The 22,409-nt window shown below is 69.2% G+C and carries 17 protein-coding genes; 8 read left to right on the forward strand and 9 right to left on the reverse strand.

Going from position 1 to position 22,409, the window contains the following annotated elements:
• The 5 genes from ASG69_RS23045 to metH form a co-directional block, all read right to left on the reverse strand.
• Positions 1-634, reverse strand: a 634-nt coding sequence (locus ASG69_RS23045) for an FAD-binding oxidoreductase (protein ID WP_235578917.1), incomplete at its 3' end; no start/stop codon positions are given.
• Between the two features lie 95 nt (positions 635-729).
• Positions 730-1,581, reverse strand: coding sequence for an ATP phosphoribosyltransferase (gene hisG, locus ASG69_RS10450; protein WP_027505349.1), 852 nt, complete (start codon positions 1,579-1,581; stop codon positions 730-732).
• Between the two features lie 55 nt (positions 1,582-1,636).
• Positions 1,637-1,900 (reverse strand): phosphoribosyl-ATP diphosphatase, encoded by a 264-nt coding sequence (locus tag ASG69_RS10455; protein ID WP_027505348.1) that lies wholly within the window; start codon positions 1,898-1,900, stop codon positions 1,637-1,639.
• Between the two features lie 39 nt (positions 1,901-1,939).
• The gene (locus ASG69_RS10460) at positions 1,940-2,608 is read right to left on the reverse strand and encodes an HAD family hydrolase (protein WP_056444592.1); all 669 of its coding nucleotides are present in this window, start codon (positions 2,606-2,608) and stop codon (positions 1,940-1,942) included.
• Positions 2,601-6,170 carry a methionine synthase gene (gene metH, locus ASG69_RS10465; RefSeq protein ID WP_027505346.1) on the reverse strand — a complete coding sequence of 1,190 codons (3,570 nt, stop codon included), beginning with the start codon at positions 6,168-6,170 and terminating at the stop codon, positions 2,601-2,603. Before metH ends, ASG69_RS10460 begins: the two co-directional genes overlap by 8 nt.
• A gap of 189 nt (positions 6,171-6,359) precedes the next feature.
• On the opposite strand from metH, the gene ASG69_RS10470 reads away from it, so the two are divergent.
• The 8 genes from ASG69_RS10470 (at position 6,360) to ASG69_RS10505 (ending at position 18,595) form a co-directional block, all read left to right on the forward strand.
• Positions 6,360-7,226, forward strand: a complete 867-nt coding sequence (locus ASG69_RS10470; protein ID WP_197027772.1) for a PAC2 family protein — start codon at positions 6,360-6,362, stop codon at positions 7,224-7,226.
• A 16-nt stretch (positions 7,227-7,242) separates the two neighbouring features.
• Positions 7,243-8,376 (forward strand): MFS transporter, encoded by a 1,134-nt coding sequence (locus ASG69_RS10475; protein WP_056444595.1) that lies wholly within the window; start codon positions 7,243-7,245, stop codon positions 8,374-8,376.
• A gap of 90 nt (positions 8,377-8,466) precedes the next feature.
• Positions 8,467-8,814, forward strand: a complete 348-nt coding sequence (locus ASG69_RS10480) for a hypothetical protein (protein WP_042572487.1) — start codon at positions 8,467-8,469, stop codon at positions 8,812-8,814.
• Positions 8,814-11,300, forward strand: a complete 2,487-nt coding sequence (gene nirB / locus ASG69_RS10485; protein ID WP_056444598.1) for a nitrite reductase large subunit NirB — start codon at positions 8,814-8,816, stop codon at positions 11,298-11,300. Before ASG69_RS10480 ends, nirB begins: the two co-directional genes overlap by 1 nt.
• Positions 11,297-11,614, forward strand: coding sequence for a Rieske (2Fe-2S) protein (locus ASG69_RS10490; protein WP_056444601.1), 318 nt, complete (start codon positions 11,297-11,299; stop codon positions 11,612-11,614). The genes nirB and ASG69_RS10490 overlap by 4 nt, the downstream gene beginning before the upstream one ends.
• Positions 11,615-11,631: 17 nt before the next feature.
• Positions 11,632-13,122, forward strand: a complete 1,491-nt coding sequence (locus ASG69_RS10495; RefSeq protein ID WP_235578918.1) for a TIGR02677 family protein — start codon at positions 11,632-11,634, stop codon at positions 13,120-13,122.
• Positions 13,119-14,456 (forward strand): DUF2398 family protein, encoded by a 1,338-nt coding sequence (locus ASG69_RS10500; RefSeq protein ID WP_056444604.1) that lies wholly within the window; start codon positions 13,119-13,121, stop codon positions 14,454-14,456. Before ASG69_RS10495 ends, ASG69_RS10500 begins: the two co-directional genes overlap by 4 nt.
• Positions 14,453-18,595 (forward strand): TIGR02680 family protein, encoded by a 4,143-nt coding sequence (locus tag ASG69_RS10505; RefSeq protein WP_056444607.1) that lies wholly within the window; start codon positions 14,453-14,455, stop codon positions 18,593-18,595. The genes ASG69_RS10500 and ASG69_RS10505 overlap by 4 nt, the downstream gene beginning before the upstream one ends.
• A gap of 78 nt (positions 18,596-18,673) precedes the next feature.
• Here the strand turns inward: ASG69_RS10505 and ASG69_RS10510 are convergent, their stop codons facing one another.
• The 4 genes from ASG69_RS10510 to ASG69_RS10525 form a co-directional block, all read right to left on the reverse strand.
• Complete coding sequence (locus tag ASG69_RS10510) at positions 18,674-19,507, reverse strand: endonuclease domain-containing protein (RefSeq protein WP_056445167.1); 834 nt, start codon at positions 19,505-19,507, stop codon at positions 18,674-18,676.
• 172 nt (positions 19,508-19,679) lie between these two features.
• Positions 19,680-20,918 (reverse strand): cysteine--1-D-myo-inosityl 2-amino-2-deoxy-alpha-D-glucopyranoside ligase, encoded by a 1,239-nt coding sequence (gene mshC, locus ASG69_RS10515; protein ID WP_056444609.1) that lies wholly within the window; start codon positions 20,916-20,918, stop codon positions 19,680-19,682.
• 47 nt (positions 20,919-20,965) lie between these two features.
• Entirely contained in the window at positions 20,966-21,805 is an 840-nt protein-coding gene (locus ASG69_RS10520; RefSeq protein ID WP_373425285.1) for an SCO1664 family protein, read from the reverse strand.
• Complete coding sequence (locus ASG69_RS10525; RefSeq protein ID WP_027505335.1) at positions 21,802-22,398, reverse strand: DUF3090 domain-containing protein; 597 nt, start codon at positions 22,396-22,398, stop codon at positions 21,802-21,804. The genes ASG69_RS10520 and ASG69_RS10525 overlap by 4 nt, the downstream gene beginning before the upstream one ends.
• Positions 22,399-22,409: the final 11 nt, after the last annotated feature.

A 22,409-nucleotide genomic window follows, 5' to 3' on the forward strand; every position in this document is an offset into this window, starting at 1 on the left:
ACTCGGCGATCGGCAGCAGCTCCGTCTCGACCGCGGTGACGATGCCGAGTGTCGACTTGCCCCCACACAGGCCGCGGAAGAGATCGGCGTCGCTGTCCGGTGTCACCCGGCGCAGTGTGCCGTCGCCCGTGACGAGATCGAACGCGCGCACACGACTCGACGAGACCCCGTACGTCCGAGCCACCGGCCCGATTCCCCCACCGGTCAGAAATCCCGTGACGCCGGTGTTCGGCGACGACCCACACAGCGGCGCCGATCCGGACGGCGCGCCGGCGTCGAGAACCTGCTGCCACCGGACCCCGGCGCCGAGTCGGGCGACGCGCGTGTCGGGGTCGATCGTCAGTTCGTCGAGATCACCGGTGAGGACCAGAATCGTGTCCGGACCGATGCGCACCGCCCCGTGTCCGGTGGCCTGTACGGCCACGCGAAGCCCGGCCTCGCGCGCTGCCCGCACGGTGGCGGCGACGTCGTCCGCGGTGGCGGCCGCGACGACTGCCACCGGATCGACGGGGACAGCGACGTTCCACGGCACCGACCGCTCGTATCCGGGCTCCCCCGGACGCGACAGTGTTCCGGTGAGTGCGGCGGCGAGCGCGACCAGCAGGTCGGGGCTCGCAGAATCGACGACGGTCATGAAGGATCCTCTCGACGACGCGACTCTAGCGACGAGAGGAGACTGGTCGGTACCGATCAGGAACTACTGGGACCGATCACAACGGAGCGGACGCGTCAGAATGCGCGGCACGACCGGATGTCGGACGCGAGAATCGCCTTGGCGCCGAGCTCGGCGAGCTCGTCCATCACGGCGTTGTGTCCCTTGCGCGGAACCATGGCACGAATGGCCACCCACGCCTCGTCCGCGAGCGGGGACAGCGTCGGCGACTCGAGGCCGGGCGTGATCTTGACGGCGTCGTCGAGGATGCTGCGCGGGCAGTCGTAGTCGAGCATCAGGTACTGCTGGGCGAAGACGACGCCCTGGACACGCGCGATGAGCTGGTTGCGCGCCTTGTCGTCGACGGGCGAGCCCGCCTGCTCGATGAGCACGCCCTCCGAATCGCACAGGGATTCACCGAACGCCACCAGGTTGTGTTGGCGCAGTGTGCGTCCCGAGCCCACGACGTCGGCGATCGCATCGGCGACACCCAACTGGATGGAGATCTCGACGGCTCCGTCCAGACGGATCACGGTGGCCTCGAGGCCCCGCGCCGCGAGGTCCCGGCGGACCAGGTTGGGGTACGACGTGGCGATGCGGAGCCCGGCCAGATCGTTCGGGGTCCACTCCTTGCCGGCCGGCGCGGCGTAGCGGAAGGTGCTGTTGCCGAATCCGAGTGCGAGCCGCTCGGTCACGGGTGCGCCCGAATCGAGCGACAGATCCCGGCCGGTGATGCCGAGATCGAGCTCACCCGAGCCCACGTAGATGGCGATGTCCTTGGGACGGAGGAAGAAGAACTCGACGTTGTTGGCGTTGTCGAGCACGGTGAGATCGCGGGAATCGGCGCGGCGACGGTAGCCCGCCTCGCTCAGAATCTCTCCGGCGAGCTCGGACAGGGAACCTTTGTTGGGGACGGCGACGCGAAGCATGGTGGGACTCCTGGGGTGCGGGAAGATCGGTGGCGGTGGAAGTGGGGTGGTCCGCTCACAGATGTCGGTAGACATCCTCGAGGGAGAGGTTCTTCCCGACCATCAACACCTGGATCCAGTACAGGAGCTGCGAGATCTCCTCCGCCAGCGCCTCGTCCGTCTCGTGCTCCGCGGCGATCCACACCTCGCCGGCCTCCTCCAGGATCTTCTTGCCCTGCTGATGCACACCCGCGTCCAACGCGGCGACGGTGCCCGAGCCCTCGGGCCTGGTGGCAGCGCGGTCGGTGAGCTCGGCGAACAGGGACTCGAAGTTCTTCACGGGTGATGATTGTTCCACGACGCGGCCCGCGGACCGCTATCAGTGTCCCCCGGCGCGCGCAGACCGGAGATCATCGAGGGTGAGCCCCTCGAGGGTGGTGCGGAACGTACGGCCCGGTCCGCTGGGCACCTGCACCTCGGAGGGCACCACGACGACGGCGCATCCCGCCGAGACGGCGGACTCGGTTCCCGTGGGCGAATCCTCGACGGCGACGCACGACGCCGTGTCGACACCGAGCAGCTCTGCGCCCCGGCGGTACGGATCGGGAGCGGGCTTCGCGTGCGTCACCTCGTCGCCGCACACGGTCGCGCCGAAGCGGTGACGGCCCAGCGTCTCGAGCGCGATCTCCGTCAGCATGCGCTCGGTGTTGGTGACGAGGGCACAGCCCAGACCGGCCGACTGCACCAGATCCAGCGCCGCCTCCGCACCCGGACGCCACGGCAGACCACCCGCGAACAGTTCGACCACACGGCCGTTGAGCCAGGCAGCGGACTCCGCCAGGTTCTCCGGCGACGCCTCCCGTCCCACGTGCGCGTAGACCTTCGCCAGCGCACCCATCATCGAGTTGCCCAGAGTCGACTCCCGCACCTCCGGAGTGAGCTCGCGCCCGAGTGACTCGGACAGCTCGTACACCGCGATGTCCCACAGGCGCTCCGAGTCCAACAGCGTCCCGTCCATGTCGAACAAGACGGCCTGGAGCTCAGACATTGAAGTACTTCGCCTCCGGGTGGTGCAGCACGAACGCATCCGTCGACTGCTCGGGGTGCAACTGCAACTCGTCGGACAGATCCACCCCTATGCGCTGGGGTTCGAGCATCGCGACGAGCTTGATGCGGTCCTCCAGATCGGGGCACGCGCCGTACCCGAACGAGTACCGGGCACCGCGGTACTCGAGCTTGAAGTACCCCTCCACGTCGGACGGATCCTGATCCACGAGGGAGCGGCCGCTGGGCAGCACCAGTTCCTCGCGGACCCGGCGATGCCAGTACTCCGCGAGCGCCTCGGTGAGCTGCACGCCGATGCCGTGCACCTCGAGGTAGTCGCGGTACGCATCCGCCTTGAAGAGCTCGTTGGCGAAGTCGGCGATGGGCTGACCCATCGTCACCAGGTTCATCGGCAGGACGTCGACCACCCCCGTCTCACGGGCGAGGTCTCGCGACCGCACGAAGTCCGCGATACAGAGGAACCTGCCGCGGTCCTGGCGCGGGAACGTGAACCGGAAGCGCTCCGCCGCATCGGGTTCCGGGGACTCGAGGACCACCACGTCGTCACCCTCGGACACCGCCGGGAAGTACCCGTACACGAGTGCCGCGTGCGCGAGGATGCCGTCGGTGCTGAGGCGGTCGAGCCAGTACCGCAGGCGCGGACGGCCCTCGGTCTCCACCAGGTCCTCGTAGGACGGGCCCTCACCGGCGCGTGCGCCGCGCAGACCCCACTGACCGAGGAACAGTGCACGCTCGTCGAGAAGCCCCGAGTACTCGGACAGCGAGATGCCCTTGACGATCCTGCTGCCCCAGAACGGCGGCGCCGGAAGCTCCTTCTCGACGGAGACGTCGGAGCGCTCGGGAACGACGACCGGTGTCTCCGCGGCCTTGCGCTTCTCGGCGATGCGCCGGGACCGCTCGTGCCGCTCCTTGCGCTCCGCGGTCTTCTGCTGAGCGGCGAGCGCCTCCTCACTGTCGGGAGCCGGCGCCACACCGCGTTTGGTGTTCATGATCGTGTCCATCAGGCGCAAGCCCTCGAACGCGTCACGCGCGTACGACACCTCACCCTCGTAGACCTCGGCGAGATCGTTCTCGACATAGGACCGGGTGAGCGCTGCGCCACCGAGCATGACGGGGAACTTCTCGGCGACGCCCTTGGCGTTGAGCTCGAGCAGGTTCTCCTTCATGACCACCGTGGACTTCACCAGCAGACCGGACATGCCGATGACGTCGGCACGCTTGTCCACCGCGGCGTCGAGAATCGCCGAGATGGGCTGCTTGATACCGAGATTGACCACCTCGTAGCCGTTGTTGCTCAGGATGATGTCGACGAGGTTCTTGCCGATGTCGTGGACGTCGCCCTTGACGGTGGCGAGCACGATGCGGCCCTTGCCGTCCTCGTCGGACGCCTCCATGTGCGGCTCGAGGTGTGCCACAGCCGCTTTCATCACCTCGGCGGACTGCAGCACGAACGGAAGCTGCATCTGCCCGGACCCGAACAGCTCACCGACGGTCTTCATGCCGGACAGCAGCGTCTCGTTGATGATCGCGAGCGGCGGCTTCTCCTGCATCGCCTCGTCGAGATCGTCTCCCAGCCCGGCACGCTCACCGTCGACGATGCGGCGCTCGAGGCGATCGAACAAGGGAAGGCCGGCCAGTTCCTGCGCCCGCGACTCGCGTGCGGACGCCGCGGAGACGCCTTCGAACAGCGCCATGAGCGCCTGCAACGGGTCGTAGCCCTCGCGGCGACGGTCGTACACGAGGTCGAGCGCGACCTGGCGCTGCTCCTCGGGGATACGCGCCATGGGGAGGATCTTCGACGCGTGGACGATGGCCGTGTCGAGCCCGGCCTCCGTGCACTCGTGCAGGAAGACCGAGTTGAGCACCTGCCTCGCAGCAGGATTGAGGCCGAACGAGATGTTCGAGATACCCAGGGTGAAGTGCACCTCGGGATGACTCTCGTGCAGTCGACGGATGGCCTCGATGGTCTCGATGCCGTCCCGCCGGACCTCTTCCTGGCCCGTCGAGATGGGGAACGTCAGGGTGTCGAGGATGATGTCCGATTCCGGCAGACCCCAGTTGTCGCGGATGTCGGCGATGAGCCGCTCCGCGATGCGGATCTTCCAGTCCGCCGTCCGGGCCTGACCCTCCTCGTCGATCGTCAGCGCGACGACCGCCGCTCCGTGACGCTTGACCAGCGTCATGATGCGCTGGAAGCGCGAGTCGGGCCCGTCGCCGTCCTCGTAGTTGACGGAGTTGACCGCGCTGCGCCCACCGAGGTGCTCGAGCCCGGCCTCCAGGACTGCGGGCTCGGTGGAGTCGAGCATGATCGGCAGCGTCGAGGAGGTGGCCAGGCGCGAGGCCAGAGCCGACATGTCGGCAGCACCGTCGCGGCCGACGTAGTCGACGTTGAGATCGAGCATGTGCGCGCCGTCGCGCGTCTGGTCCTTCGCGATGTCGAGGCACTTCTGGTAGTCCTCGGCCAGCATCGCGTCACGGAACGCCTTCGAACCGTTGGAGTTGGTGCGTTCGCCGATCATGAGGATGCTGGCGTCCTGCTCGAACGGCACCGCTGCGTAGAGAGACGAGACACCCTTCTCGGGCTTCGGGTCCCGCACTCCGCGGCGCGCGTCGTGCACCGCGTCGGCGACCTGGCGGATGTGCTCCGGGGTGGTTCCACAGCAGCCACCCACCAGGGAGAGGCCGAACTCGGTGACGAAGCCGCTGAGCGCCTCGGCCAGCTCGTCGGGACCGAGCGGGTACTCGGCACCCTTGGGGCCGAGCTGCGGCAGGCCGGCGTTGGGCATGACCGAGACCGGCACGGTGGCATGCCTGCTGAGGTGACGCAGGTGCTCGCTCATCTCGGCGGGGCCCGTGGCGCAGTTGAGGCCGATCAGGTCGACCCCGAGCGGCTCGATCGCGGTCAGTGCCGCGCCGATCTCGCTGCCCAGCAACATCGTGCCGGTGGTCTCGACCGTCACGTGCGTGATGATCGGGATGCGGATGCCCAGCTGCTCCATCGCGGCCTGACTGCCGAGGATGGCGGCCTTCACCTGGAGCAGGTCCTGGCACGTCTCGATCAGGACGGCGTCGGCGCCACCGTCGATCATTCCCAGCGCAGCTTCGGCGTAGGCGTCGCGCAGCGCCCGGAACGGGGCGTGGCCGAGGGTGGGCAGTTTGGTGCCCGGCCCCATGGACCCGAGCACGAAGCGGCCCATGCCGTCTCGCCCGGTACCCATCTCGTCGGCGACCTCGCGGGCCAGGATCGTTCCCTTGTAGGACAGCTCGCGGATGCGGTCCGAGATGTCGTAGTCGGCGAGGTTGGGGAGGTTGCACCCGAAGGTGTTGGTCTCGACGGCGTCCGCGCCCGCCTCGAAGTACTCCCGGTGGATCTGGCGGAGCACGTCGGGACGCGTGTCGTTGAGGATCTCGTTACAGCCTTCGAGGCCGCGGAAATCGTCCAGCGTCAGGTCTGCGGCCTGCAGCATCGTTCCCATGGCACCGTCGCCGATGACAACACGCTGGGACAGCGCATCGAGCAGGCGTGATCGGAATTCGACAGGCATGCCCCCAAGCGTAGTGGTCTGTCCCGACAGCTCTGGTCGTAGGCTGGGCGGGTGAGTGCGCCAGAAACGCCCGAGGGCGATCTCCCCGTGGTCCAGGACCCCCCGACAGACCTCGCCGCCGGCGTCGCTGCCGAGCTGGTGGCCGGTGTCGGAGCGGACGATCAGGACTCCGCGACGGACGAGTCCGAGCTGGACGAGATCCTGCCGACCCTGCGCAGCCCGATTCTCGTCGCGGCGTTCGAGGGATGGAACGACGCGGGCGACGCCGCGAGCGGCGCGGTGGAGCATCTCGAACTGATCTGGGACGCGACGCCCCTGGCCGAGCTCGACTCCGAGGATTACTACGACTACCAGGTCAACCGCCCGACGGTCCGACAGGTGGACGGTGTGACGCGCGAGATCGAGTGGCCGTCGACGCGATTGTCGGTGTGTTCGCCTCCCGGCAGCGACCGCGACGTCGTGCTGCTGCGCGGTATCGAGCCCAACATGCGGTGGCGGAGCTTCTGCGACGACCTGCTCGAGTTCATCGACCAGCTCGGGGTCGAGACGGTCGTGATTCTCGGCGCACTGCTTGCCGACACGCCCCACACCCGGCCCGTTCCCGTGACCGGCACCGCGTACAGCACCGAGTCGGCGGAGCAGTTCAACCTCGAGCAGACCCGGTACGAGGGCCCGACCGGCATCACCGGTGTTCTGCAGGACGAGTGCGTCAAAGCGGGGATTCCGGCAGTGTCCCTGTGGGCGGCGGTCCCGCACTACGTGTCCCAGCCGCCGAACCCCAAGGCCACCGTCGCCCTGCTCCAGCGTGTCGAGGACGTCCTCGACATCGAGGTGCCGCTCGGCGAGCTGCCGTCCCAGGCGGAGGACTGGGAGGAGTCGGTCACCGAGATGACCAAGGACGACGACGAGATCGCCGAGTACGTCCGCACCCTCGAGGAGCGCGGCGACGCCGAGGTCGACATGTCCGAGGCCGTCTCCAAGGTGGACGGCGATGCGCTGGCCGCCGAGTTCGAGCGCTACCTGCGCCGACGCGGGCCGGGCAGCTTCGGGCTGTGACGCGCGCTCGTCACCGGTGAGCGCGCGACTCGCACGGCTTCGCATCGGCGCTCTGTACGCCGGTGGCTTCCTCGGCCCGTTCGGCGGCGGAGTGGTGTCCTCGATGCTGCCCGAGATGGGCGCGGATCTGGGGGTGTCCACCGGGTCGGCGGCATCGACTCTCAGCGCGTACCTGTTTCCGTTCGCTCTGGCCATGCTGGTGTCGGGCACTCTCGGCGCGCGATGGGGCCGGGTGCGCACCGTGCGCCTCGCCTACCTGCTCTACGTCGTCTCCTCGCTCCTGTGTGCGGTCGCGCCCACGCTCGACCTGTTGCTGGGTGCGCGCGCACTGCAGGGCATCGGCAATTCCTTCACGACGCCGCTGCTCCTCGCGTCACTGGCGGCCGTCACTCCCCGCGAGCGCCTGGGACGGGTGCTGGGTACCTTCGGCGCCCTGCAGGCGGCGGGTCAGACCAGTGCGCCGCTGGTCGGTGGCCTCGCCGCCGAGTTCGACTGGCGGTACGCGTTCGTCGTGCTGGCCGTCGTCGCCGCGATCCTCGGGCTGGTCGGGCTCCCCGCGGCCACCGCGCCAACCACCCCCGGCGGTCGTCCCGAACGGTTGCGCGACGCTCTCACCGTCCCGGTCCTCCGCGTGGCAGTGGTCGCGCTCCTCGGCTGGGGCGCCCTCGGGGGACTCAACTTCCTCGTCGCCTTCCGCGCGGAGGACACGTTCGGTCTGTCCTCCACACAGCGCGGACTGCTGCTGACCGTGTTCGGGGTCGCCGGAATCCTGGTGGCGCGACGCGTCGGTGGACTGATCGACCGCATCGGGCCACGCCGAGCGATCGTGGGTGCCGCTCCTGTCGGCGCGGTCCTCATCGCCCTCGCCGGCACCATGCCCAGCCTGGTGGTCGTCGGCCTCGTCTGGGCGGCAGCGGGTGTCGCCAGCCAGTTCATCCTGGTCGGCGTCAACGCCGCTGTCCTCGGCTCGTCGGGGGCGAACCGCGGCGGCGCCGTGTCGGTCGTCCAGTCGTTCCGGTTCTCCGGGGCGGCCTTCGCTCCTCTCGCGCTCACCCCGCTGTACGGGGTGCACCCGACGTCGGCCTTCCTCATTCCCGCCGTCCTGCTGGCAGTGGTCGCGCCGCTGGTGATGACCGGGCGGAAGACCTGACACTGCGGCGGCCGCGCTCGAGAGTGAATGATGACGCCGCCGTAACACGGGCGCAGCAGTGCCGTCACCGCGTGCACGGACAGTCGTCCCATGGCCAGCACTCCGAAGTTCATCCAAGGCGTCTTTCCCTTCGTCGGGCACGGCCTGGGCAAGTCCGAGCTTCTCGACGCCGCCACGGCGTACACCGTTCCGTCGGGCCTGACCGCCCAGCCGCTCTACTTCCGCGGCGGTAACTCCTCCGACGAACTGGTCGTCGTCACGCTCACGCGCGACGGAGAGTCGATGCGCGTGTTCCCGATGGGCGCGAAGGCGAGCGTCAACGTTCCGCTGCGCGTCGTCGAGGACGTCGATCCCGACTCGGTTCTCGAGCTCACCGTCGCGGCGCCCGACGGCTGCAGCGGCGAGGTCGTCGTCGATTTCGGGATGATGATCTTCTGATGCCGGCTGCAGGAGAACGGCATCGCCTGCTCGTCGTCGGCAACGGAATGGCGGGGGCCCGCACCGTCGAGGAGATCCTCGGCCGCGACCGTGCGAAGTTCGACGTCACGATGATCGGCGACGAGCCGTACGGCAACTACAACCGCATCATGCTCTCGCACGTGCTCTCGGGCGAGTCGTCCATCGACGACGACGATCTGATGCTCAACCCGATGGCCTGGTACCGGGAGAACGGCGTCACCCTCCACGTCGGAGACCGGGCGGTGGCGTTGGACCGCTTCGCCAAGAACGTGACGTGCGAGAGCGGACGCGTCGTCCCCTACGACACCGTGATCATCGCGACCGGGAGCACGACGTTCTTTCCCAACATGGACGGACTGCGTGAGGCCGACGGCAGACTGGCGCGCGGCGTCTTCGGTTTCCGGACGATCGAGGACACCAACGGCATGCTGCAGATGGCGTCCTCCCGCGACGGCATCCGCGCCGTCGTCATCGGTGGCGGACTGCTGGGCCTCGAAGCCGCCTACGGTCTGCGCACGCAGGGCATCGACGTGGACGTCGTGCACTCCCCCGGACACCTGATGAACCAGCAGCTGGACGAACGTGGTGGACGCGTGCTGCGCAACAAGATCGAGGACCTCGGCGTCGGCGTGTACACGTCCAAGCGCACCACGGCTGTGTTGCGGGACGAGAGCGGTGCCGTCACCGGGGTCGCGTTCAACGACGGTTCCACCCTGCCCGCGGACATGATCGTCGTGACGGCCGGTATCCGCCCCAACGTCGACCTCGCGCGGCGTGCCGGACTGGTGATCGAGCGCGGCATCGTCGTCGACGATCAGATGCGGTGCGAGGACGAGGGAGCGATCCACGCAGTCGGAGAATGCTGCCAGCATCGCGGTGAGGTGTACGGCCTCGTGGCTCCCTTGTGGGAGCAGGCGTCGGTCCTGGCCGACGTGCTGACCGGTGCGAATCCGGCTGCGGCTTATCATGGTTCGCGACTGACGACGAAGCTCAAGGTCGCGGGCGTCGACGTTGCGGCGATGGGCGTCAAGGGTCCCGAGCGGGACACCGACGAGTTCGTGCAGTTCTACGAACCCCGCAGCGGCACCTACAAGTCGGTGGTCGTGCGCGACAACAAGCTGATCGGCGCGATGCTGCTGGGCGACATCAGCAAGGTGAGCTTCCTGACTCAGGCGTTCGACGAGAAGGTACCGCTTCCCGACGAGCGCATCAGCATGCTGTTCGACATGGGCACGCCGAGCGCGGAGACCGGCGCCGCCGAACTGTCCGACGATGTCCAGGTGTGCAACTGCAACGGGGTCACGAAGGACGACATCGTCGCCTGCGTGCACGGCGGGGCCACCACCGTCTCCGAGGTCGTGGGAAAGACCCGTGCGGGCAAGGGATGCGGATCCTGCAAGGGCCTGGTCGCGGACATCGTCGCCTGCGCCGCCGGTGGAGCGCTCTCGGTCGATCCCGCGGCGGACTGGTACGTCCCCTGCATCCCGATGTCCAAGCGCGAGCTCATCGAGGCCGTCCGCACGCAGAACCTCCGATCCGTCTCCGCAGTGTTCGATGCGCTGGCCGATGCCGAGGACGCGACAGCGAAGATGCCGCTGGCCTCGCTGCTGCGCGTGGTCTGGGGACCCGACTGGGTCGACGAGCGAGGCGCGCTGTTCATCAACGACCGCGTTCACGCCAACATCCAGCGAGACGGCACCTTCTCCGTCGTGCCGCAGATGAAGGGCGGCGTGACCACCCCGGACCAGTTGCGGCGCATCGCCGATGTGGCCGACAAGTACGGGGTCCCGCTGGTCAAGGTCACCGGTGGACAGCGCATCGATCTTCTCGGCATCAAGAAGGAGGACCTGCCGAAGGTGTGGGGCGATCTCGACATGCCGTCCGGGTTCGCGTACGGCAAGAGCATGCGCACCGTGAAGACCTGTGTCGGCAGCGATTTCTGCCGTTTCGGGCTCGGTGACTCCACCGCACTCGGCATCGCGATCGAGGAACGGTTCCAGGGTCTCGAAACTCCCGCAAAGCTCAAGCTGGCCGTGGCCGGATGCCCCCGCAACTGCTCCGAGGCGCTCTGCAAGGACTTCGGTGTGGTGGCCGTCGGCGACGGCCGCTGGGAGATCTACATCGGCGGCGCGGCCGGCGCACACATCCGCAAGGGCGACGTCCTCGCCACGGTCGACTCCCCCGAGGAGGTCCTGACCCTCGCGGGCCGATTCATCCAGTACTACCGCGAGGAGGCGAAGTGGCTCGAGCGGACCTACGCCTTCGTCCCGCGGGTCGGCCTCGAGACGTTGCAGCGACTGCTCGTCGACGACGCCGAGGGTCTCTGTGCAGGACTCGACGAGCGCATCCAGATATCCATCGACGGCTACACCGATCCGTGGAAGGAACGCGCGGCGCCGCGGTCACCGGCCCAGTTCGCGCCCTCCCTCCCGCTTCTCCCGCTGCCTCAGGTGCCGGTTCGATGACGACGGCACAGGCGACCGTGGTGGGAACCGTCGACGATCTCACCCCCGGCGAGGGCCGGACCTACGTGGTCGACGGACGACAGATCGCCGTCTTCCTCCTGACCGACGGGACGGTCCGCGCCATGGACGCGGTGTGCCCCCATCGCGGCGGGCCGCTGGCGGACGGGCAGATCGACGGGGCCGTCGTCGTGTGTCCCCTGCACCAGTACCAGTTCTCCCTGGACACCGGCCGGTGCACCACCGACGGCATCGGAACGGTCGCGACCCACCGTGCCGACGTCGTCGACGGGCAGGTGGCTGTCCGACTGTCCTGACCGCCTACCCTGTTGCAGTGACCGAATCCGCCGACTCCTTCGTGGTGGACGACAGGCTCCGGCTCTTCTCGTTCGCGACAGCCGAGAAACGGGCCGACTACCTGCGAGTTCTGCGCGCTTTCGAACATGCACGCACCGGCTACGTCGTTCTGCTGCACGCCGGCGAGGTGGCCGAGATCCTGGCCCGCACCGACGGCGGCGACACTCTGACCGGCGTCGAGATCGGCCCGCTGCTCGAACAGTTGCACACGTGGGGCGTCCTCGAACGCAGCTACGACGGCACCCGCGCGGCCACGCTCGCCGAGTACCGCAATCGCCACTACGTCTACCAGTTCGGTCAGGTCGGCTACCAGGCATACCGCGCCGTCGAGGACGTCCTGGCCGCCCGCCCCGAGGACGCCTCGCTCTCGCGTCTGGTGCTGCCCGAGCTGCTCGCCGACCTGGAGGATCTCGCGGCGGCGAACCTCGCCGGGGACGCCGACCTGGTGTACCGCAAACTCGATCGGCTCGACACCGCTCTCAACGACATGGCCACCCGCGCCGCGCACTTCTACCTGTCGCTGGGCGACCTCGTCCGCACCACGGACGTCACACCCGAGTCGTTCCTGGCACACAAGGACGCATTGCTCTCCCACATGCGGGAGTTCTCCCTCGACCTCGCCCGCTTCGGCCCGAAGCTCACCGCCGCCATAGAGCGGGTGGATGCCACCGGACTCGACTCGCTGCTCGACCGGGTGGCAGCCAGTGACGAACGCGTCTTCCTCAGCCGCGAGGAGCGCCGCGCCGACTGGGCGGGCCGGTGGACCGGTCTCGTGCACTGGTTCACCTCCACAGACGGCGAGCTCACCGAGTCGGATCGTCTGCGGGAGGGCACCATGAGCGCCATCGCCGCCGTGCTGTCGCTGCTGCGCCGCGTCACCGAGACCCGCAGGGGCGGAGTCAGTCGCGAGTCCCAGCTGCGACATCTCGCCGGGTGGTTCGCGTCCGCTCCCTCCGAGGAGTCCGCCCACGCCCTGTTCGGTGCCGTGTTCGGCCTCGGCCGGCCTCGTCACCTGTCGATGGTCCACCCCGACGACGACATCATTCCCACCACGCGATCGTGGTGGGACGCTCCGCCTGTCGAGATCTCGCGCACGCTCGCCGAGACCGGTCGGCCCCCCGCCGCCGGTGCTCCTGCCAGGGTCCACCGCAACGACGCCGGTGTCCGGCGTCTGCGCGAGGAACAGCTGAGCGTGCAGCGTCGCCGCGCTCAGGCCGCGCGATCACTCGCCGAACACGGGGTGTACGAACGGGATCTGACCAACGAGGAGACCGACGTGCTGCTCGGGCTGCTCAACGCCGCCCTCACCGCACGCGTCCCGGTCAGCGGCCGCGTGGGCAGCTCGACCGGCTCCGAGGGTGGCGTCACCCTGACACTGGCACCGCACGAGCAGTCCACCGTGGTGCGCACCGAACGCGGTCTACTGCACCTCGAACGGCTGTCACTCACCATCGGCGCGCGGCGATGAGAGCACGCACCATTCCGAGCCTGGCACTCGACTCGTACCAGCGCGCCGCCCGAGTCGTGTTGTCCCACCACCTGATCACCCGCACCTACCCGGACCGCATCGCCCTGCCCCTGGTTCGCCGATGGGCCACGGAACTGCGCGAGGACATGCTCGATCTCTTCGGATACCGACTCGAGGTCACGGAGACCACGGCCCGGCTCTACCCCGTACTCGACCGGTTGGACGCGAGTCGACCGGCCCGCACGACCTCCGACCGCGTCTTCGACCGTCGCCGCTACGCATTCCTGGCGCTCACCCTGGCGGCACTCGGTCGCGCGGGTGACCAGATCACGTTGTCCGAGTTGGCGGTTCAGGTCGCCTCCGATGCCGGACGGGTGGTCGGGGTCGACCTCGACACCGAACGCGCGACCGACCGGGACGCCTTCGTCGACGCCGTCGGCTGGTTGTCCGTTCGCGGTGCGATCACCCTGGCCGACGGCGATGCCGGCGGGTGGGCGCACAACCCCGACGCGGGAGAGGCCTTGTACGACATCGACCGATCCGTCGTCGTGGCCCTGTTTCGTCCACCGCGCGCGCTCCAGCATCTGCGCAGCACGGCACACCTGCTGCACAGCACCACGGACGACCCGGCCGATCGCGCTCGCCGTGCCCGCCGTGCGCTCGTCGAGCAGCCCGTGGTCCACGGCCCCGACTCGGTGCCGGACGACCGGTCCGTCGAGGATGTCCGGCTGCTGACCGGACTGTCCGTCGAACGCCGGGCAGAGGGCATCGCGCTCATCGACACGTCGGGACGCCTGTCGGACATCAGGTTTCCGTCCACCGGCACGGTCGCGCAGGTCGCCCTTCTCCTCGCCGGTGAGATCGCGGAGCGGGTACTCGATCCCGATGCCGATGCCGACGATCGGACCACGCTCGAGGCGGACATCGACCCCACCGACACGCTGCTCGCGGCCCTCGACAGCGCGATCCCGGACGGCGGCGTCGTGGACGACCTGGTCGACGACTCGGTCGCCCCGGACACGGTGGAGGCGTCGGACGAGACGATCCGGCACCCGTTCGTCGCGGACTCCTGGCTCGACGAGACCGTCGGCGCCCTCGTCGACGCCTACGGCCGCACCTTCGCCGCTCAGTGGCAGGCGGACCGTGCCGGGGTTCGCGCGGCCGCTGTCGCACTCCTGACGAACCTCACTCTGGTGGCACCGGTACGCGGGGGCATCGTCGCGTTGCCGGCCCTGGCGCGCTATCGGGGAGTGGTCGTCACCGTCCGAGAACAGGCGTCCGCCGGCCTCTTTCCCACCGATCACACGAGCACCCTCGAGGAGCACACCCCGTGACGCGCAGCACCCGATTCCGGCCCACGCGCGCCGGCATCATCAACCTCTGGGACTACCGCGATCAGGAGTTCTCGTTCGCCGACGGTCGGCTGGTGTTGCGTGGCCCCAACGGATCCGGCAAGACCAAGGCACTCGAGGTGCTGTTCCCGTTCGTGTTCGACGGCCGGATCGAGCCGCGTCGCCTCAACCCGTTCGCGGGTGAGGAACGCACCATGAAGTCCAATCTGCTCTACCGCGGCCAGGATTCGGCGCACTCGTACGTGTGGATGGAGTTCGCACGTGGCGATCGGGACGAGCCCGAAGCGGTGACCGTCGGCATCGGCATGCGTGCGACACGGTCGGCGGACAAGGTGACGCGCTGGTACTTCGTCGCCGACGGCCGCGTGGGCGTCGACTTCTCGCTGCTGGGCACCGACGACAGGCCGCTGACGAAGAAGCAACTGGCCGAGCAGATCGGGACCGACGCCATCGTCGACCGGCCGGTGGACTACCGCGCCGCCATCGACGCGCGACTGTTCGGTCTCGGCGCCGAGCGGTACGACCAGCTCATCACCCTGATTCTCACGCTGCGACGCCCGCAGTTGGCGAAGAACCTCGACCCGAAGGGCTTGTCCCGTGCGCTGTCCGACGGACTGCGCCCCCTCGACGAGCACCTCGTCCTCGAGGCGGCGCGCTCCTTCAGCGACATGGAGGAGGTGGGCCGCGCCCTCGAGGGACTGGTGCAGGCCGACCACGCGTCGAAGAAGTTCGTCGAGGTCTACTCGAAGTACCTCGCCGTCCAGGCGCGCACCGACGTCGATCAGGTCGGTCGACGTCTGGAGGCCGTCGACCACGCCACCGTCGCCCTCTTCGCCGCCAAGGGCTTGCGTGAACGACGACGGGTCGAGCGCGTCGAGGCGGAGAAGCGGTACGAGGCGGCCGAGCGCGCACTCGATCTCGCCGTCGCCGACCAGCAGACCCTGCAGCGGTCCACCGCCTACGAGGGCAAGCAGCAGCTCGACGATCTCGCGGATGCGGTCCGCAAGCTCGAGGTGTCCACCGCGCAGCAGCGCGACAAGGCTCGCAAGGCGACGGAGGCCGTCGACGTCCGGCGACGAGAGGCAGACGAGGCCGCAGTGGCGCTGCGGGAGTCGACCGCGTCGATCGTCCGCGCCGAGGACGAGCTCCTCGCGGCCGCCGAGGACGCCGGCATCGCCTGGACGCCACTCCCCCGCGACGCCCGTACCGACCAGATCACGGCAGCGGTACGCGGTCATGCCGAGGAGCGGGACGGGGACGTCCGGGCCGTGCGTGCCGCGCTGTCCGTCGTCGACCGTGCCACCACCGAGCGTGCCCGTACCGAACGGGCCGCCGACCGCGCCCACACACTGCACGACGCCGCGGTGGCCTCCGTCCGCGAGGCCGAGGCCGCCGTCGAGTCGTCCCGTGCCGCGACAGCGGAATCGCTGCGCGCGTGGTGGGCCACGCACGCCTCGGTGCTGGACGACGGCGAGATCCTCGAGTCGTTGCACACCGCGCTCGCACGCATCGGTGAGGACGACGCACCCACGCTCGGCGAGGTACTCGGCGACGGAGTTCGCGAGCTGCTCGACACGGTGCGGGACCGACGGAGTGCTGCACTGCAGGACCGGGACGACGCGGCGCGCACCATCGCCGAGTCGACGGCCGAGCGCGCGTCGGTCGCCGCCGAGCACGACGACGCTCCCCCGGCGCTGCGCACCCGTACCGGCGACCGTGCGGGTCTCGACGGCGCACCGTTCTGGACACTCGTCCGCTTCGCCGACGACGTCAGCGCCGACGATGCCGCGGCCCTCGAGGCCGCGCTCGACGCGGCCACCCTGCTGGACGCGTGGGTCGCCGACACGGCTCCGACGGGGCTCGTCTCGGATCAGTACCTGACCGCCACCACACCGGTGACCGGGCGATCGCTGGCCGACGTCCTCGTCGTCGAGGACGACATCCCCGTGCAGCACAGCACCGTGCGGGCGATCCTCGACTCGATCGCTCTGGACGACGTGGGCAGTTCTGCGGGTGTCGGACGGGACGGGAGCTTCGCGCACGGTCTCGTGCGCGGCGCGCACCACAAGGACGCCGCCGAGTACATCGGCGCGACGGCACGAGCTGCACGGCGCACGTCCCGCATCGCGGAGATCGACGAGGCCCTCGAGGTGGCCACCGCGCGGCGCGACGAGGCCGATCGAGTCGCCGAGCGGTGTCGAGAACGTCTCGACTCGATCCGCGCCGCCGTCTCGACGGTTCCTCGTACGTCGGAGGTCACCGCGGCGCTCCGGGCGGTCACGTCGGCCGCCGGCGCTCTCCGATCGACGACCGAGTCGGTCGCGTCCGCCGACCGAGAACTGGACCACGCGATCGCCGAACTGTCTGCCGCCGAACGACGTCTGCGGACGGACGCCGTCGCGCGGCGGGCTCCGTTCACGCCGCGAGACCTCGACGCGCTCGCGGCGGCGATCCGCCACTTCGAGAACACCGGTTCCGCCATCCTGCGCCACCGCGGCGACGCGGACCGGTCCGCCGAGCGCGACCGGGAAGCTGCCGGGCGCCTCGACGAGGCCATGATTCTGGCCGAGGAGTACGCGGAGGAAGCGGCCATCGCCGAATCCGACTACGAGCAACAGCACGCCAAGTTGGAGATGCTGCGGGACTCGCTCGGTGCGAGCGCCGAGAAGATCGACGCCGAGCTCGACGCGATCAGGATGCGCATCGAGGCGTGCAAGACCGAGCAGCGCGCCGCCACGAAGGCGGACCGTGAATCGGGCGAGGCCATCGGCAAGGCGGAGGGCGCGCACGAGACGGCCGTCGCCGGACTGACGACCGCGTTGACCGAAGCGCTCAGCGACGCCGCGCGACTGGCTCCCTACGCGCACCGCGATCTGCTGGCGGTGCTCGGTGCGGCGCGCGACTGCTCCTGGCCGGCGAGCGACGCGGCCTGGTCGACGGTCGAGCAACTGCTCTACCGAACCGACACGGCTGCCGGGCCCGACGAGGCCCCGGACGTACTGCCCCCGGAAGTGCACCGACTGCACACCGAGCTCACCGAGGCGACGGCGCAGGTCAAGGTCAGCGATGCGAGCCGCCGCTCCACACGCAGCGCGCTGACGGCGGCGTTGCAGGAGTTCGACGCTCAGCTGGCCGCGTCGGGTCAGGATTTCCGGCTCAGTTGGGACGCGGCCGACGGGGTCACCGTGGTGCGGGTGCAGGACGAGCAGGGCCACTCCACCATCGCGGACTTCGCGGATCGCATCGACGCGGCACGACGCGACCAGGAGACGCTGCTCACCGATGCCGAGCGCCGCATCCTCGAGGACGCTCTGCTCACCGGCCTGGCGCAGCAGATCCACGAGCGCACGGTCGACGCCCGCGAACTGATCGCCCGTATGGGATCGGAGATGAAGCAGCGCCGCATGTCGTCGGGCAACACCATCGGCGTGCACTGGGTGCTCGCGGACAACCTCGACGACAGCACCCGTGCCGTGTCGAAGCTGCTCGAGCGGGACGCCTCCGCGCTCGGACCCGAGGAACTGGCCGAGATGCGTGTGCACTTCGCGGCACAGATCCGGACGGCGCGAGCGCAGCATCCTGAGCGCTCGTACCCCGAGATCCTCAGTGCCGCACTGGACTACCGGCAGTGGCGCGTCTTCGCGTTCACGCTCATCTCCGGTGACGGCTCCGAGGACAGGCTCACCGTCGCACGCCACAGTGCGCTCTCGGGCGGCGAGCAGTCGGTGTCGCTGCACCTCCCGCTCTTCGCGGCGGCGCACGTGATGCTGTCGTCCGCGGACCCGCACTCACCGCGCTTGCTCGCACTGGACGAGGCGTTCGCGGGTGTCGACGACAACGGCCGCAGCGAACTCCTCGGTCTCAGTGTGCAGTTCGACCTGGACCTCTTCATGACGGGCTACGACCTCTGGATCACCTACCGCGACGTGCCCGGGTGCGCCCACTACGACCTCGCGCACTCGACGGTCGAGAACACCGTCAGCGCAGCGCTTCTCGTGTGGGAGAACGGGGAGTTGCTCGCGGAGCACGACGGGTCGGACCTGGCGGCGGCACTGGGCTCGCCGTTGAGCCGCCGCGTCGACCTCCCCGCGGAGGGTGGGCTGGACTTCGCCGAGGTGTGATGGTGGGTGTGGTGTTCCACTACCGGGTGTTAGCGGCGGGAATCCGCTCTCTCGGGCTGACACTGGTACAGCACTCCCTCAGCGACGAGCGTGCCGTCGCCTTCTGACCTCGTGGGCGATCTGTCGAGCGATGCTGTCCGGATCACGCAGCACATCGAATGCCGCGTAGCGGAGCACACGGAATTCTGCCAGGACCAAAATGTTTTGGCGCACGCGATCTCGTCGGAAGACATCCCCGTCGATGTGGAACTCCCGGCCGTCCACCTCGATGATCACCCGCGACGCCTCGTCGTAGAAGTCGACGATGAACGCCCCGACCCGCGCGTTGACCTTCAGGCGCAGCCCGATGGCGATGAGGGCACGGTCCAGAACCCGTTCGGGCTCGGATGCGAACCTCGTCGAGGCAGATCTGAGTTGCTCGGTCAGGCGAGCGTTCCCCGAGCGCCCCGGTGCCGACGCGACGAGTCGCCGCACGGAATCCCGTGTCATGCCCGCGGCCAGCCGATGATCGACGAGTCGACCCGCCGCACGAGGTTCCATGATCGCGACGCAGTCGAGCAGTGCCTGCGCCTCCGTGACGACGGAGAGGTCGTCGACCCGAGTGACGGCATCACTGGCCAGGTCACGTCGATGAAGGACGAGCCACGACGGAGTACGGCCCTTTCTCGCCCGGGGAACCGTGGCCTCGATGATGGCCGGTTCGGCGAGCCACCCGTACAAGCGGGCGGCCGTCCGATGACTGAGGACGGCGTCCGATCTCCACAGCAGGACGGCGGCGCACCGTCCGGTCCAGCTCGGTTCGGTGCGAGAGTAGATCTGCGGTAACACGCGGTGATAGTCGCGAGAGAGGGAACTGCTGGAGACTCCTGCCGCCAACAGTTGCCGACGTGTCGCCAGGCCATACGTGGTCATGTCCGAGATCGTCGACGAGTGTGTGCGATCGTCAGCGCAGCCGACCAGGGTCGACAGAGAAGCTGTGGATCGAGCGACCCTGTGGACGACGTGGGCGTGGTGTTCCACTCGATCGGTCACAGCGCGGACAACCGCGATCACGAACCACGAGTGGAACACCACTCCCGACGAGCTAGAGCTTCACACCCAGCAGCGCGTCCACCGCCAGCGACACCAGCCCCGGCGCCGCGGGGTCGGAGCCGCCGAGCGTCACGGCGTCGTGTGCCCACGCATCGATCGCGTCGAGTGCCTTGGCGGAGTCGAGATCGTCGGCCAGGTGCTGGCGCACGCGGGCGACGGTGTCCTCGGCGGACTGTGCCGACTCGAGCGCCACGGCCTTGCGCCACAACGCGAGTCGGTCCTGCGCAGCGGCGAGGATCTCGACGGTCCAGGTGCGGTCCTGCCGGTAGTGGCCGGCGAGGAGACCGAGGCGGATGGCACCGGGATCGACACCCGCAGCGGTGAGCTTCGAGACCAGGACGAGATTGCCCAGCGACTTGGACATCTTCTCGCCGTCGAGGCCGATCATGCCGGTGTGCACGTAGTGTCGCGCGAAACGGTCTGCGCCCGTGAGCGATTCGGCGTGGGCCGCGGAGAATTCGTGGTGCGGGAAGATGAGGTCACTGCCGCCACCCTGCACGTCGAAGCCGGATCCGATGCGGTTCAACGCGATCGCCGCGCACTCGATGTGCCAGCCGGGGCGCCCCGGACCGAACGGCGAGGGCCACGACGGCTCGCCTGGACGCTCGGCCTTCCAGACGAGGGCGTCGAGAGGGTCGCGCTTGCCGGGGCGGTCGGGATCTCCGCCGCGCTCGGCGAAGAAGGTGTCCATCGTCGCCCGGTCGTACCCGGACTCGTAGCCGAACTGCTCGGTGGCGTCCGCGCGGAAATACACGTCGGGGTACTCGGCGTCGTCCACCACGTAGGCGGCGCCCGAGGCGACGAGCTTCTCGACGAGCTCCACGACCTCGGTCACGGACTCGACCGCGCCGATGTAGTCGCGCGGCGGGATGACGCGGAGCGCGGTCATGTCCGACCGGAAGAGGTCGGTCTCGCGCTGTCCGAGCGACACCCAGTCGTCGCCGTCGCGTGCCGCGCGCTCGAAGAGCGGGTCGTCGACGTCGGTGACGTTCTGGACGTAGTGCACGTCGTGACCGGCGTCGCGCCAGACCCGGTTGACGAGGTCGAACGTCAGGTAGGTGGCCGCATGGCCCAGGTGCGTCGCGTCGTACGGGGTGATGCCGCAGACGTACATGGTGGCGGTCGAACCGGGCGCGACGGGACGCACGGCGCGATCGGCCGTGTCGTACAAACGGAGCGGCGGGCCCTCGCCCGGCACGCTGGGAACGTCCACTTCGGGCCACGACTGCATGGGTGAAGACTATCCGGTCGGGCCGGAGCCGCCGCCGCGTGCCCGGTCTAGAACGCGGGCCAGGGAATGGGCCTGCTGGAGTCGGGCGCCGGCATGACCGGTTCCGCGAGCAACCGCGACACGCGACCGGCCAGCGCCTCGATCTCCTCGTCCGTGATGTGCGGCGCGAGGGTGTCCCCGAAGGCACCGCGCAGGTCGCGGGAGAAGTCGACGAGGTCGGCCACCAGAGCGGCGTCGACGGGTCGACCGGCCCACCCCCACAGCACGGTCCGCAGCTTGTTCTGCCGGTGCAGGGCGATGCCGTGGTCCACGCCGTACACGGAGCCGTCGAGTGCCTCGAGCACGTGTCCGCCCTTGCGGTCGGCGTTGTTGATGACGACGTCGAGAACAGCCATCCGGTGCAGCCGCGGATCGTCCGCGTGCACCAGTGCCACCTCGTCGCCGGCATCGTCGTAGGCCCGGAGCACGGGGATGTAGGACGAGGGCACGAGGTCGGGTCGGCAGAGGTCCACCATGTCGTAGCCCTCGCCCTTCTCGGGGAGGCGCTCGACGGTGTCGATCCACCGCTGCACCATGCCGACACCGAGCGGACCGTCCCGAAGCACGGTCGTGGGCACGACGCCCCAGCCCAGTGCGTCGGAGATCAGGTAGGACGAGATCTCGCGGCCCGCCAGCGTGCCGTCGGGGAAGTCCCACAGCGGCTGTTCCCCGCGCACCGGCTTGTAGACACAGCGCAGTGCCGGCGCGGGATCCTCACGCTCGATCTCGCACACGAGCGTCGCGTTGGACGCCTGCACCACGCGACCGACGATGGTCATCTCGCCGTGCGCGAGCAGGTCCGTGTCGTCGTCGGTCCAGGGCGCGGTGGCGTCGCCGGCGGAGGTCAGGACTCGTCCCCGAACTCGGTTGTGTCGCTTCCCAGCACGGTGCCGCGCCGGTACCCGTTGGTCCGCACGCACATGTGACCACCGGGCGCGAGGGGCTCCCCGCAGAGCGGGCACGGGGGCCGACCGGCAGCGATGACGCGCTCGCTGCGCGCGGCGAACTCACGGGCCTGCTCCGGACTCAGGAACACCCGCACGGCGTCCGGACCCTCGTCGGTGTCGTCGAGCACCACCGACTCGTCGATCTCGGTCTCGGTGATGGCGAGCAGCTCCACCACGACGGCGCCGGCGTCGGCGTCCCAGCCCAGACCCATGGTCCCGACCCGGAACTCGGCGTCCACGGGCATCACCAGTGGGTCGACGTCGCTGGGATCGGCTTCCTCGGGTGGCACATCGGTACCGAAGCGCCTCGCCACCTCGTCGAGCAGGAGCCCGACACGGTCGGCCAGGACCTGAACCTGCTGCTTCTCGAGCGCCACCGACACCACTCGGGCGTCGTGCACTGCCTGGAGGTAGAAGGATCGATCGCCGGGCTCACCCACCGTTCCGGCGACGAACCGGTCGGGGGTGCGAAAGACGTGAATCGCGCGTGGCATATCTGCACCTC

The sequence above is a fragment of the Rhodococcus sp. Leaf225 genome (assembly GCF_001426145.1).
Lineage (GTDB): Bacteria > Actinomycetota > Actinomycetes > Mycobacteriales > Mycobacteriaceae > Rhodococcoides.